We start from the raw sequence: 13,325 nt of genomic DNA, 5'->3' as shown, positions 1-13,325 counted from the left end.
TATATTATTGCTTGTAGGCTTTTTTTACTCGTTTTAAAACTCTTTTATTAATTTTTACTTTATTGGATGCTTTTAAATTATTAATCCAAATATCCTCTAAATGATTTTGATAATCACTTATTACTTCTCCTTTAACCTTCTCTATATCTTCACTTTTATAATTTGCTTTATTTTCATTAAAAAAAGTTAATAAACCTTTATCTTCCTTTTGAGATTTATTCCAAACTTTTAATTGCATTAAATCAAACAATAACAAACCATCTTTGTATTCTTGAAGCGTGTTTTTATATTCAGGAAATATATTTTCTAAATTATTCTTATAATAATTTAAAATTTCTCTATCTTTAAATTTAGACCATAAATTGTCTACAGAAAGATATTTCTTATTTTTTGCAAAATCTAAAAAATCATTTAATTTGATTTTTTTATTTTGAATAGTATATACAACTGAAATAGAATCTTCTTTTGTTAATTTTTCTTCTTTTATTAATTTCTCTATTAACAAACTTTTTTCAGATGGTTTATAATCTTTATTTAACTTTTTAATTAAACGTTGAGTTGATAAATTACCTCTGTTACTTGTTCTTATTTTTCGTTTTAAATCCTCTTCAATTTCTTCAAAAGACTGAACAGGATATTTTTTAAGCAACTTTACAATATGCCATCCAAAACGGGTTTGAAAAGGTTTACTTATTTCATTCTCCTTATTTAATTCCATTACGGCATTTTCAAAAGGTAAAACCATTCTACCAGAACCAAATCTTGGTAACTTGCCTCCATAGTTTGCAGAACCTTTATCTTCAGAATACTTCTTCGCTAAATTTTCAAAATTAGCTCCTTCTAGTATTTGCTGATAAATAGAATCAACTTTAGCTTTTCCTTTAGCTTCTATATCACGTATTAAAATATGTGCCGCTTCAACCTCTCCTCTTGATTTTCTTTTATCAGTAACTTTTAAAATATGGTATCCAAATCTTGTCCCAAAAGGTTTAGAAATTTCACCTACTTTTGTTTTATAGGCTGCATCTTCAAACTGATATACCATTCTAAAAGCAGAAAAATAACCTAAATCTCCTCCATTAATTTTTGCTGATGGATCACTAGAAACTTCTTTTGCTACTTTTTCAAAAGCTTCTCCATTTACAATCCTTTTTCTAATTTCTTCTAGTTTTTTCTTTAAAGAAATAGAATCTTTTTTACTACTTTTTTTAGGGTAAGCTAATAATATATGGCTAACTCTTACTTCTTCAATAGTTCTTTCATAAGCTTCTTTTACCATTTTTTTCTTGAATTCATCATCATGAAGATAAGGCGTCATTAATTGATTTTTATATGAATTCAATTCATTTTTATAAGTCTTAGAAGTATCTAATTTTAACTTATAAGCATCAATTAATTTCAGCTTATAGTTAATAAAAAGATCTAAATTCTTATCTACATCTTTTTCTTCTTCTTTTATTTGATCTAAATTCTTCTCATAAACTCTTTTAAACTCAGAAACATAGACTGGTTTATCATTTATAGTTAAAAGAACTTCATCTTTTTGTGCAAAAAGAAAACAAGAAATAAAAAGTGAAATTATAGTAATAAGAGTCGTTTTCATAAGGTTTTATAATGATATAATGCCTTCTATTTTTTCGGCTTGTTGATAATAAGAGATTACTTCATCTGCGTTAGAAACGTTCAAGTGAATAGATACACTCGTATACTTTCCAGATCTAGATTTCCTAGTATTAATTACAGCGCCCCCTTTGTTAAAAATATCTTGAACTTGTTCCACCTTATCATCTTCACTAGGAACTATAAATTTATATAAATATTTAGTAGGAAATTTAGTCGTTTCGTTTAATTTTTCTTTCAAATTTGCATAAAATGCTTCTCTATCAGACATAGTTTAATTACATAAATTAATTTAAGCTTGTGTTCAAGCTACACCTTCATTATAAAAATTGAACACAAAATTACACTATTTATTATATTTAACTTACGAATCTAGTATTTTTGCGTCATGCAACAAAAAATTGTTTTTATTGGCGGACCAGGCACAGGAAAATCTTCAGTTTTAAGATACTTAAAAAGAAGAGGTTACAAATGTATGCCTGAAGTTTCTAGAGAAGTAACTAGAGAAGCACAAGAACAAGGTATCGATCAACTTTTTCTTACAGATCCTCTTTTATTTAGTTATAAATTACTTGAAGGTAGAGAAAAACAATACATAAATGCAGATAAATCTAGCAAAGAAATTGTTTTTTTTGATAGAGGAATTCCTAGTGTTCATGCTTATTTACAATATTTTAATACTGAAGTACCCGAAGTTTTTTTAGAAAAAAGCAAAAAATACAGATACACCAAAATATTTCAATTCTTACCTTGGAAAGATATTTACAAATCTGACAATGAACGTTACGAGACTTTTGAACAAGCTGAAAAAATTAGTAAGTTTTTAAATAAAGCGTATTCGGATTTAGGTTATGAAATTATTAATGTTCCTTTTGATAGTGTTAGAAACAGATGCTTCTTTATCTTGAATAATATTTAAATCGTGAATAGCCCAGTAGATATATTAAAAAGATATTGGGGTTTTGATACATTTAGAACACAACAATTAGAAATAATTGAATCTGTTTTAAATGATAAAGATACAATAGCTTTACTTCCAACTGGTGGAGGAAAATCAATATGTTATCAAATTCCTGCGCTTATAAAAGAAGGAATTTGTGTTGTAGTTTCTCCTCTTATTGCGTTAATTAACGATCAAATTAATAGTTTAGATGCAAAAGGGATTAAAGCTTTTCATATTCCTGCTGGAAGTTCTCAAGATGAAGTCGTTCGTATTTTTGATAATCTTAAATTTGGAAATTATAAATTTTTATACTTATCTCCAGAACGAATTCAATCTAAATTCATTCAAGAAAAAATAAAACAATTACCAATTTCTTTTTTCGCTATTGATGAAGCTCACTGTATTTCTGAATGGGGACATGATTTTAGACCATCGTACGCAGAATTATCTATTTTAAAAGAACTAAAAAACGATACGCCGATTATAGCTTTAACTGCTACAGCTACCAAAAAAGTTTTAGTAGATATAGATAGTACGTTACAGTTAAAAGAACCTATTCTTTTTAAAAAGTCATTTTATAAACCAAACTTAAGCTATCGTATTTTAAAGAGTGAAGATAAATTATACAGACTCAAAGAAATATTTACCAAAATAAAATCTCCTGCAATAGTTTATGTGAGTTCTAGAAAAAAAACTGTAGAAATTTCAAACTTTTTAAATGCAAATGGTTTTAAATCTGCTTCATATCATGCTGGTTTATCAGCTATAGAAAAAGAAGTAGCTTATAAAGGTTGGATGACTAACAGAACTCCTATTATGGTAGCCACAAATGCCTTTGGTATGGGAATAGATCGTCCGGATGTTAAAGTTGTTATACATTATAATATTCCTAGTTCTATAGAAAACTATGTACAAGAAGCCGGTAGAGCTGGAAGGAATAGTGACAATTCGTATGCTATAACATTAACGAATGAAAGTGATATAAAACTTACTTTAAATCTTTTTGAAAGTTCTCAACCTACTCTAAAAGAAATAAAATTTACTCACGCTAAATTATATCAGTACTATCAAATCGCAAAAGGAGAATTGGTAGAAACAGGCTTCGATTTTAATATTTTAGAATTCTGTAATGTATATAACTTACCTACCAGAAAAGTATTTAACATCCTTCAAATATTGAATAACTTTGGGATTATTGAGTTAAATCATTTTAGTCAGAAGAAATCTACATTACAATTTTTAATTCATCATAATCAATTAAATTCTTATAAGTCTGCTAATGGTAAGAAAATTAAGTTTATTGATACACTTTTACGAATGTATGGTGGATTATTTGAACAAGAAGTACAAATAAATGAATTCACTATTGGAAAACTTGTAGGAATTACTTCTACGAGAGTTATTGATATTCTCAATGAATTACATATAGATCAAATTATTAATTATAAAAAATCTTCAAAAAACAGTACTTTATATTTTTTACATCCAAGAGAAGATGATTTAACAATAAATAGGTCATCCAAGAAAATTACCCAGCTATTAAGTTATAAGCATGAAAAAATTAAAAACCTAATTCAATTTATTGAAAATGATACTGTTTGTAGAAGTGTTCAACTCCTCTCCTATTTTGGAGAAGAAAATCCTAAAGTATGTAACACATGCGATGTTTGTTTAAGAAAAGAAAAAATTATTGATGTCTCATCTCAAATATTAAATCTTATTAAAGAACGAACAGAAATATCTTCAAGAGAAATCTGTCAAATATTAAATTATAAAGAAAGAGACATTTTAATACATTTGCGAAAATTACTTGCGGAAGAAAAAATTAAAGTAACAAATTATAACACGTATTTACTTGTATAAATGAAAGATTTAAGAATTGTTTTTATGGGAACTCCAGATTTTGCAGTTACCATTTTAAAAAAACTTGTAGAGCAAAACTACACTATTATTGGAGTAATTACAGCTCCTGATAAACCTGCTGGTAGAGGAAGAAAACTTAACGAGTCTGCAGTAAAAAAATATGCAGTTTCTCAAAACCTTAAAGTTTTACAACCAAAAAACTTAAAAGCTGATTCATTTGTTCAAGAATTAAGTGATTTAAATGCCGATTTACAAATTGTAGTCGCGTTTAGAATGTTACCCACTGTGGTTTGGAAAATGCCAAAATATGGTACATTTAATTTACATGCATCTTTACTACCTGAATACAGAGGTGCAGCTCCAATTAATTGGGCTATAATAAATGGTGAAACCAAAACAGGTGTGACTACTTTCTTTATTGATGATAAAATTGATACAGGAGAAATTATTTTACAAAAAGAAATTGATATTACTCCCAATGAAATCGTTGGTGAACTACATGACAAATTAATGTATTTAGGCGCCGATTTAGTTGTAGAAACTGTCGACTTAATTGCTTCGGAAAATGTAACAACAACAAAACAGCCTGAACTAGAAGAAAAAGCTGCACCTAAATTATTTCCTCACAATTGTAAAATAGATTGGTCTAAATCTTTAAACGAAATCTATAATCATATTCGTGGATTAAATCCATACCCTGCAGCTTGGACTACAATAATAAATGGTGAAGATGAGATTTCCGCAAAAATTTATGGAGTTTCAAAGCAAAAAGAGAATCATAATATTGAAATAGGCACAATATTAACAACCAAGAAAGAAATAAAAGTAGCGGTTAAAGATGGCTTCTTAATTATTAATGAAATAAAAATTTCTGGTAAGAAAAAACTAGATGCTGCTAGTTTATTAAATGGATTTACATTTATTGATAAAGCTAAGGCGCTGTAACCCTTTATTCATAAGGGATACAGCGTATTTTAACTTTTTTTCCTTATGGTTATTAACAAATCAAGGGTTTTTATTAACAAAATCTTGGTTTTTTAGAGCTGTAACTTGCACAATACCCCATTAAATCTATATTTGTTAAGCGTTAAAGCAAAAAATTTATTAATTAATTTTAAAATCTACAAATTATGAACAAGTCTGAGTTAATCGACGCAATGGCTGCTGATGCAGGAATTTCTAAAGCTGCTGCTAAAGCTGCATTAGATTCTTTAACTAACAATGTAACTAGCGCTTTAAAGAAAGGTGATAAAGTAGCTTTAGTTGGTTGGGGAACTTGGTCAGTTTCTCAAAGAGCTGCAAGAAGCGGAAGAAACCCTCAAACTGGAAAAGAAATTCAAATCGCTGCTAAGAATGTTGTAAAATTTAAAGCAGGTGCTGGTTTAAGTGATTCTGTAAACTAATAATCAAGCACTAAACAAGTATACAGGCGTCCAATTTTATATTGGACGTTTTTTTTGTAACATATTAAAAGAGTTATTGTCTTTAGAATAAATAAGTAAACTATTTAAATCATGAGAACAATTACAACATTACTACTACTTTTTACAAGTTCTTTATTAATCGCACAAAAAACTGTAAATGCAACAGAAATTTTAAAGACTATAGAAAAAGAAGAAAATATAACTATTTCTAACGCTACCATAGTAGGGGTTTTAGATTTAACCTATATGAATAAAGCTTTACCAAATCTACCCAAAAGAAAGAGATGGTGGAATAATGGTGGTTCAAATACTATTGAAAAACAAATTGTAAGTAAAATTTCATTTATTAATTGTGTTTTTGAGGATGATGTTTTGGCATACATACCTCATGAAGATAGCGGATATACGTTTGTTGCTAATTTTGAAGATGATGTAACATTTAGAAATTGTACCTTCGAAGGAAAATCGATGTTCAAATACTCTGACTTCGAATACAATACAGATTTCAGTGGCTCTAAATTTTTAGAAGATACTACTTTCAAATATGCCTCTTTTGATAAAGATATTAGCTTTAAAAACACAAACTTTGATGAACCAGCTACTTTTAAATATGCAAAATTTAGAAAATTTGTAAGTTTTGCTAATTCAATTTTTCAAGAAACAACAACATTTAAGTATACAGAATTTAACGGAGGGGTTTCTTTTAATAATGTAAAATTCGAAGAAGATTTAAATATCAAGTACATGGAAGTATCTGGAGAGTTTGATATAAAAAATATGATTGTGAATTACGATATTGATTCTAAATACACTAAAATAAATGGCAGAAGTTTTAACAGCTATTTATTCAAGAAATAAATAAGTAAACCATTTTACCTAAAACAAAGAAGTTTAGCTCTCGCTAAACTTCTTTGTTTTTTTACTTCCTTCATAAAGCTCATACTTTACAAATCGACAATCTAAATCACCGTTTTTAATAGGTAATCTTTTAGATGTTCTTAACCCTACAAACTTTAAAGCATTAAAATCAGAAGTAATTAACCAAGCAGTAGAATTAGGATATCCATGTTTTAAAGTATCACCAATGCTTCTGTAAAATTCTTCAATATTAATATTTAAACGCTCACCATAAGGTGGATTAAACAATATTGTAGTTTTACCAAATACTTCTTTTTTAGAATTAAAGAAGTTCACATGATGAACTCCCACAAACTCTTCTAAATTAGCATTAATTATATTTTGCTTTGCTTTCTTTACAGCAGAAGGAGCTTTATCAAACCCCATAATTTTAAAATGTGCATTACGAATTTTCTTCAATAAAGAATCTTGAATTATAAAGTATAAATCCTCATCGTAATCCTTCCAATTTTCAAAAGCAAAATGTTTTCTATTGATATTTGCAGGAATATTATTTGCAATCATGGCTGCTTCTATCAATAAAGTTCCAGAACCACACATCGGATCTATAAAGTTTTCTTCTCCTTTATATCCAGAAAGCAAAATTAATCCAGCTGCTAAAACCTCATTAATTGGCGCTATATTAGTTGCACTTCTGTATCCTCTTTTATGTAACGATTCACCTGAACTATCTAAAGAAATTGTTAACCATTCTTTATGAATATGAATATGAATCTTTACATCTGGGTATTTTAAATCTACATTCGGTCTTTTTTGATACTTATGCATAAAATAATCTGCAATAGCATCTTTAGATTTTAATGATATATAATGAGAATTAGATGTAAAATTTCTAGAATAAACAACAGCATCTATAGCAAAAGTACCATCTACATCTAGTAAACGTTCCCATTTAACACGTTGAATTGCTTCATATAAATCTTCTTCATCAAAAACTTTACTACGTTTAATAGGTTTTAAAATTCTAATTGCTGTTCTTAATGCAATATTTGCTTTATATAAAAAACCTTTATCTCCTCTAAAATGTACACTTCTAATTGCTTCTTTTACCTCTCTAGCACCTAGTTTTCTTAGCTCATCGGCCAAAACACCTTCTAGCCCAGAAATGGTTGTCGCAACCATTTTAAAATCTTTATCCATCTACGCTGTCTTAGATTGCAAAAATACATTTTAATTATTGTGTTTTTAGATAATAATTCAGGAAAGAAAAATGTAAGTTTTCATTACTTTTGCGTCCATATTATTTATGAAGACAAAAGATTGGTTCAGTTCATGGTTTGACACACCATATTATCATACATTATACAAGCACAGAAATGATGAAGATGCGCAAGTATTTATGAAAAATATTACAGCGCATTTACAGTTACCTGCTTCTGCTCATATAGCAGACTTACCTTGTGGAAAAGGAAGGCACTCAATTTTTTTAAATTCTTTAGGATATAAAGTAACCGGAGGTGATTTAAGTAAAAACAGCATTGATTACGCAAAAAAATTTGAAAATGACACTTTAAGCTTTGAAGTTTGGGATATGCGTAAAATGCTTGAAAATAAATACGATGCTATTTTTAATCTATTTACAAGTTTTGGTTATTTTGATGATGATAAAGAAGATCTTCAGGTTTTAAAAGCAATGAAATCTGGATTAAAAAAAGATGGAGTTTTAGTTTTGGACTTTTTAAATGTTATTAGAACAGAACAATTACTTGTAAAACAAGAAATAAAAACTATTGACAATATCGAATTTCATATAAAACGTGAAATTAAAGACGGATTTATCTTTAAGCATATTAATTTTAAAGCTGATAGCAAAAAACATTCATATACAGAAAAAGTTAAATTCTTAAGTTTTGATAAAATGAAAAGGTACTTTGATACTGTGGGATTAGAAATTATTGATACTTTTGGCGATTACAATTTAAACCCTTTTGAGGAACAAAATTCTAATCGATTAATTTTAGTAGCTAAATGAGTTATTTACTCTTAATTGGAGCTGTTTTATTTGGAGGTATATTTGTACTTTATAAAAAACCTAACAAACTATACACTAGATTATTACTAGCTTTCAGTGGTTCATATTTATTATCTGTAACCATTTTACATTTACTTCCTGAGGTATACACGAATACTCAAGACGAGCACCGATTACACACTTTCGGTATTTTAATTTTAATAGGAATCCTAATCCAGTCTATTTTAGAATCTTTCTCTAAAGGAGCAGAACATGGACATGTGCATTTACACTCTAACTCTAACACTTTTCCATGGTTACTTTTTATCAGTTTATCATTACATGCTTTTTCAGAAGGCTTACCTATTCATAATTCAAATGATAATTTACTATGGGCTATAGTTGTTCATAAAATACCTATTGCCATAATTTTAACTACTTTCTTTTTACATTCTAAGTTTTCAAAATTAAAAACTTTCTTCTTCCTTTTCTTATTTAGCCTCATGAGTCCTATTGGTTATTATTTAGGAGAAACCATAAACTGGATACAACATTATCATCAAGAAATTACCTCGTTAATTATAGGTGTATTTTTACATATTTCTACAATTATTTTATTTGAAAGCTCTGAAAATCACAAATTCAATCTTCAAAAATTCACAGCTATTTTATTAGGTATTATACTGACTATTTTTACTTTACACTAGTTTTTTTTAATATTTTAGTTGGATAAAAATTAAAATATGAAAAAAACACTACTCCTAACTCTATTTTTATTTGCATTAGTTTTTACTAGTTATATTGATATTTCAGATGAGAATATAGAAGTGAACAATCTCAATCTCCCCTTTGATCCAATGGTTCCTGAATCTAAAGATGGAAGTATAAATATTGACCACTAAACGTAATTTTACTTAAAAATAAGTAAAAAAATATACCTATTTATAGGTATATAATAGGTATTTAAAAGAAACTAATTTTGAAAAATCAACGAATCAAACAATGAAGTTAGAATGTCTAGTTCTATTATTAAATTAACATATTTAACATTTGTATTATTTTATTTTCATACTTTTTCTCAAGAAAAATATACAATAAAAGATCTTCAGAAAAATTTTTCTTATGAAGAATTAAAGAAGATTTTATACCATCGAAAAGATTCTATAATACCATTAAATGATTCTTTAAAATCTTTAATCATAAAAGATAAATACTCTGAAATTGCTAATTTAATATCATTTGACAAAATTAAACAAGCTATATCTATTTACGATTACGATAATAGATTAGACATAGAAGATGTTATTTACTCTAAGGTAAAACAAAATGCGCAAGGTGTTGGAATTTTAGTAAACTATGAAGATTTTAATGATAATTATGAAGGCTTCTTAAAATTTAAAAAAGAAAATGATTCTTTATTAAAAACTGCTCCGTTTATATTTAAAATGAATAAAAAATATATTTTAAATACTAAAACATTACAGAGGAGATATTATAATCTTTGTAATTCTATTAGATTTATAAAACAACCTTCTCTTACAAACTCCTGTACTTCTTTTGCTATTTCTGATAAATATATTTTAACAGCGGCTCATTGTGTTAAAGATAAAAACCTGAGTAAAATGCGAATAGCTTTTAACTACATTAAAACAGGAGATAACTACGGAAAGACTATTAATAAAAATGATATTTATCGTATAAAATTAATTCATATAGGAAAACTAGGAGAAGATTATGCTGTTTTAAAAATTAAAGGTCTTTGGAAAAAGTTACCGCAAAAACGTCATTTAAAATTCAATCTTGAATATGATTATAACACAGATGAAAACCTATATTTACTTGGACATCCATTAGGATTACCTATGAAATTTAGTGATGATGCTAAACTAAAAAATAAAATTGGAAATTATTTCATTGCCAAAATTGATGCTCACAGTGGAAATTCTGGATCACCAGTTTTTAATCAAAAAAATGAAGTTATAGGCATATTATCTGGAGGAAGCTCTGTAATTTTTAGAATAAGCGAAAGAAGAAATTGTAAAACATGGGGAATATGTAATTATAGTTTATGTGAAGGCGAAAAAATTTTTAAAATAGGACGATTAAGGGAATTATTAACTAAATTAAACATAAAACAATGAGAAATCTTTATAAACATTTATTAAAAATCTTTTTCTACTCAACAACTATTATTATATTAATGAACTGCTCATGTTTAAAATGTGAAAATACAGAAGGCAGAATGGATAAAGATGGTTCAAATGATTTTAGCTTAAAGTTTAATACAAATAAGAAAGATCAATATCAAATGATTCATGTTGATTTAACACATGACTTTGTCTTATTAGCTAAACCAGATTCAAATATTAATGATAAATCTAAAATTAGATTATTAGCTCGTTTAGCAGAAATTAAAAATTGCGAAAAATATTCTTTAGTTAGCGCAGAATATTTAAGAGCCTGTCCAAATGAAGATCAAGTAATTACACATCACATAAAATTTAGATTAAAAGAAATAAAGAAAGGTAAAGATAAAAGAGTAACCGAACTACCTATTAAAAAAGTTTTTGATTTTAAGAAAAATGAAAATTTAGACATACATATTTTCTATAACAACGAAGCAGATTCAATAAAAACAGGAATGCCAGATAAAAATTGCAAAATTTATAAACCAGTAATTGATGAGAGAATATGTAAATCTGTAATGATAACAAATAATTAATTGAAAAAAATCATATTCATAATACTCATCAAAAGTTGCTTTGTTTACACTCAAAGTTTTAATAAACTTTTAGATAAACTAAACAATAATGATATTGTTTTTATAAAAGATAGTTCATCACACTTCTCCGATGAACTATCTTCTATTGAGTTTAATTATATCGATTTTCAGAAGAAACTTAAATCTAAAGGAAAAATAGATACCTTATTCTTAAAAAAAACTAATAATAAAGAAGGAGAATTAGTACTAAAAAATATAATTTTAGGTGATTTTTATTTAAATTCAATAATATCTCAAGACAGTCTTTCTTTTGATAAGTATAATTTAGCTTTAAATAAAGCAATTACTCTTAATAATTCAGTACTAATTTCTGAAAGTGTAAAAAAAATATTATTTCAACTTTTTAAAAATAGAAAAAACTTAAATCTGCTTCCTAAATATTTAAAGATCTACAGAAAAAACTTATTAAATGTAAATGATAGTGCTACCTATAATTATTTTAAAATTATACATGAATTTAATAAAGATAGCATACAAAAAAGTTTAACTAATTTTAAAATAAATATAAAAACAGCTTTAAAAACTAAAAACAAAATTTTAATCTGTAAGTATTATCAATTTATTGGAATATTATATTTCAGATTATTAAATAAAAAAAAGGAGTTAGAAAATTATCAAACAGCTTTAAAATATATTGAAAATGAAAATTCATATATCTTCAACATTGAAAAATTTGGTTTATACGTTAATATAGCTTCTTCTTTATATGATCAAAAAAAGATTAAACAGGCTTTAATATTTTATGATAAAGCAAGTAAAATTAAAATTCCTTCTTACAGGTTAATTGAAAAAGTCAAATTCAATGATCTGCTGGCTAAAAATTACTTTAAAATTAAAGATTATAAAAGTGCCTTTACCTATTTAAAAAAAGCAAACTCTCACAAAGAAAAACTAAATGAATATAAAAAAGACATTGATTTAAATGATATTGACGTCAAATACAAAACTTTAGAAAAAGAAAAAGAGTTAATTAAGGCCAAACAAAAAAGTCTAATCAGTGAACAAAAGAGAAAAGAAACTTTGGGTTTATTTTACGGGTCATTAATCTTTCTTTTGTTAGGCGGAATTATAGCATATTTAAACCTAAAAAACTCTAGAAAAAAACGCTTATTGGCAGAACAACAAAAAGAATTAGAAAAACAGAAAAACCTCACACTACTTAAAGAACAAGAAATTAACACCATCAATGCAATGGTTACTGGACAAGAAAAAGAACGCGTTCGTATAGCTGAAGATTTACACGACAATATTGGTAGTGTTCTGGCTACTTTAAAACTTCATTTTGAAAACTTAAAACTAAATAGAGAAAAAAAACATTTCAATCAAGATGAATTGTATGAAAAAACTGAAAAATTAATTGATGAAACTTATCTAAAAGTCAGAAGTATAGCTCATGCTAAAAATGCAGGCGTAATTGCTAATCAAGGTTTATTAGTAGCTATAAAAATTATGGCTGAAAAAATTTCTGCTGCAAATCAATTAAAAATTGAAATTATAGATTTTGGCTTAGAGCAACGATTAAATACAAATACAGAACTTACTTTATTTAGAATTATACAAGAACTTACAACAAACATTATTAAACATGCAGAGGCTAGTGAAGCAACCATAAATATTTCTCAGTTTAATGATGCTTTAAATATCATAATTGAAGATAATGGAAAAGGATTTGATCCTAAAAAAATTAAAGCTAAAACAGGAATGGGATTACATTCTATTCAAAAAAGAATAGAACATTTAGAAGGAACTTTTCAAATAGATTCTTCTTCAAAAAGCGGTACTTCAATTATAATGAATATCCCTGTTTAAATACCTAGCAGTAAG

Annotated in this window: 14 protein-coding genes; 11 read left to right on the top strand and 3 right to left on the bottom strand. The window is 26.7% G+C overall.

The genetic code is table 11. From position 1 onward, the window contains the following. Window positions 1-4 precede the first annotated feature (4 nt). Both AC2TEO_RS00555 and AC2TEO_RS00550 read right to left on the bottom strand, forming a co-directional pair. The gene (locus AC2TEO_RS00555) at window positions 5-1,603 is read right to left on the bottom strand and encodes a peptidylprolyl isomerase (protein WP_442266237.1); all 1,599 of its coding nucleotides are present in this window, start codon (window positions 1,601-1,603) and stop codon (window positions 5-7) included. Window positions 1,604-1,609: 6 nt separating this feature from the next. Further along, the gene (locus AC2TEO_RS00550) at window positions 1,610-1,891 is read right to left on the bottom strand and encodes a DUF493 family protein (RefSeq protein WP_442266236.1); all 282 of its coding nucleotides are present in this window, start codon (window positions 1,889-1,891) and stop codon (window positions 1,610-1,612) included. A 117-nt stretch (window positions 1,892-2,008) separates the two neighbouring features. Here AC2TEO_RS00550 and AC2TEO_RS00545 point away from each other — a divergent pair, with 117 nt between their 5' ends. From AC2TEO_RS00545 to AC2TEO_RS00525, 5 genes are all read left to right on the top strand, one after another. Further along, on the top strand, window positions 2,009-2,539 hold the full coding sequence (locus AC2TEO_RS00545; protein WP_442266235.1) for an AAA family ATPase: 531 nt from the start codon (window positions 2,009-2,011) through the stop codon (window positions 2,537-2,539). Between the two features lie 3 nt (window positions 2,540-2,542). Then, window positions 2,543-4,426 (top strand): RecQ family ATP-dependent DNA helicase, encoded by a 1,884-nt coding sequence (locus tag AC2TEO_RS00540; RefSeq protein WP_442266234.1) that lies wholly within the window; start codon window positions 2,543-2,545, stop codon window positions 4,424-4,426. Beyond that, entirely contained in the window at window positions 4,427-5,371 is a 945-nt protein-coding gene (fmt, locus tag AC2TEO_RS00535) for a methionyl-tRNA formyltransferase (protein WP_442266233.1), read from the top strand. Between the two features lie 185 nt (window positions 5,372-5,556). After that, a complete protein-coding gene (locus AC2TEO_RS00530) occupies window positions 5,557-5,829 on the top strand; it encodes an HU family DNA-binding protein (protein ID WP_095071568.1) in 273 nt (90 codons plus the stop codon). Between the two features lie 111 nt (window positions 5,830-5,940). Beyond that, the gene (locus AC2TEO_RS00525; protein ID WP_442266232.1) at window positions 5,941-6,708 is read left to right on the top strand and encodes a pentapeptide repeat-containing protein; all 768 of its coding nucleotides are present in this window, start codon (window positions 5,941-5,943) and stop codon (window positions 6,706-6,708) included. A gap of 33 nt (window positions 6,709-6,741) precedes the next feature. Here AC2TEO_RS00525 and AC2TEO_RS00520 read toward each other — a convergent pair whose 3' ends face one another. Continuing rightward, window positions 6,742-7,908, bottom strand: a complete 1,167-nt coding sequence (locus AC2TEO_RS00520) for a THUMP domain-containing class I SAM-dependent RNA methyltransferase (protein ID WP_442266231.1) — start codon at window positions 7,906-7,908, stop codon at window positions 6,742-6,744. A gap of 106 nt (window positions 7,909-8,014) precedes the next feature. Here AC2TEO_RS00520 and AC2TEO_RS00515 point away from each other — a divergent pair, with 106 nt between their 5' ends. The 6 genes from AC2TEO_RS00515 (at window position 8,015) to AC2TEO_RS00490 (ending at window position 13,310) form a co-directional block, all read left to right on the top strand. Continuing rightward, window positions 8,015-8,740, top strand: coding sequence for an SAM-dependent methyltransferase (locus AC2TEO_RS00515; RefSeq protein ID WP_442266230.1), 726 nt, complete (start codon window positions 8,015-8,017; stop codon window positions 8,738-8,740). Further along, window positions 8,737-9,426: a ZIP family metal transporter gene (locus tag AC2TEO_RS00510; protein WP_442266229.1), complete on the top strand. Its 690-nt coding sequence runs from the start codon at window positions 8,737-8,739 to the stop codon at window positions 9,424-9,426. Before AC2TEO_RS00515 ends, AC2TEO_RS00510 begins: the two co-directional genes overlap by 4 nt. A 36-nt stretch (window positions 9,427-9,462) precedes the next feature. Further along, entirely contained in the window at window positions 9,463-9,621 is a 159-nt protein-coding gene (locus AC2TEO_RS00505) for a hypothetical protein (RefSeq protein WP_442266228.1), read from the top strand. Between the two features lie 111 nt (window positions 9,622-9,732). Further along, window positions 9,733-10,860 carry a trypsin-like serine peptidase gene (locus AC2TEO_RS00500; protein ID WP_442266227.1) on the top strand — a complete coding sequence of 376 codons (1,128 nt, stop codon included), beginning with the start codon at window positions 9,733-9,735 and terminating at the stop codon, window positions 10,858-10,860. Beyond that, window positions 10,857-11,441, top strand: coding sequence for a hypothetical protein (locus tag AC2TEO_RS00495; protein WP_442266226.1), 585 nt, complete (start codon window positions 10,857-10,859; stop codon window positions 11,439-11,441). The genes AC2TEO_RS00500 and AC2TEO_RS00495 overlap by 4 nt, the downstream gene beginning before the upstream one ends. Further along, window positions 11,442-13,310, top strand: a complete 1,869-nt coding sequence (locus AC2TEO_RS00490; RefSeq protein WP_442266225.1) for a sensor histidine kinase — start codon at window positions 11,442-11,444, stop codon at window positions 13,308-13,310. Window positions 13,311-13,325 lie beyond the last annotated feature (15 nt).

Source organism: Tenacibaculum aquaeponti (assembly GCF_057221555.1).
The sequence above is the reverse complement of the archived record's forward strand: the minus strand, read 5'-3'. Positions and strand labels throughout refer to the sequence as shown.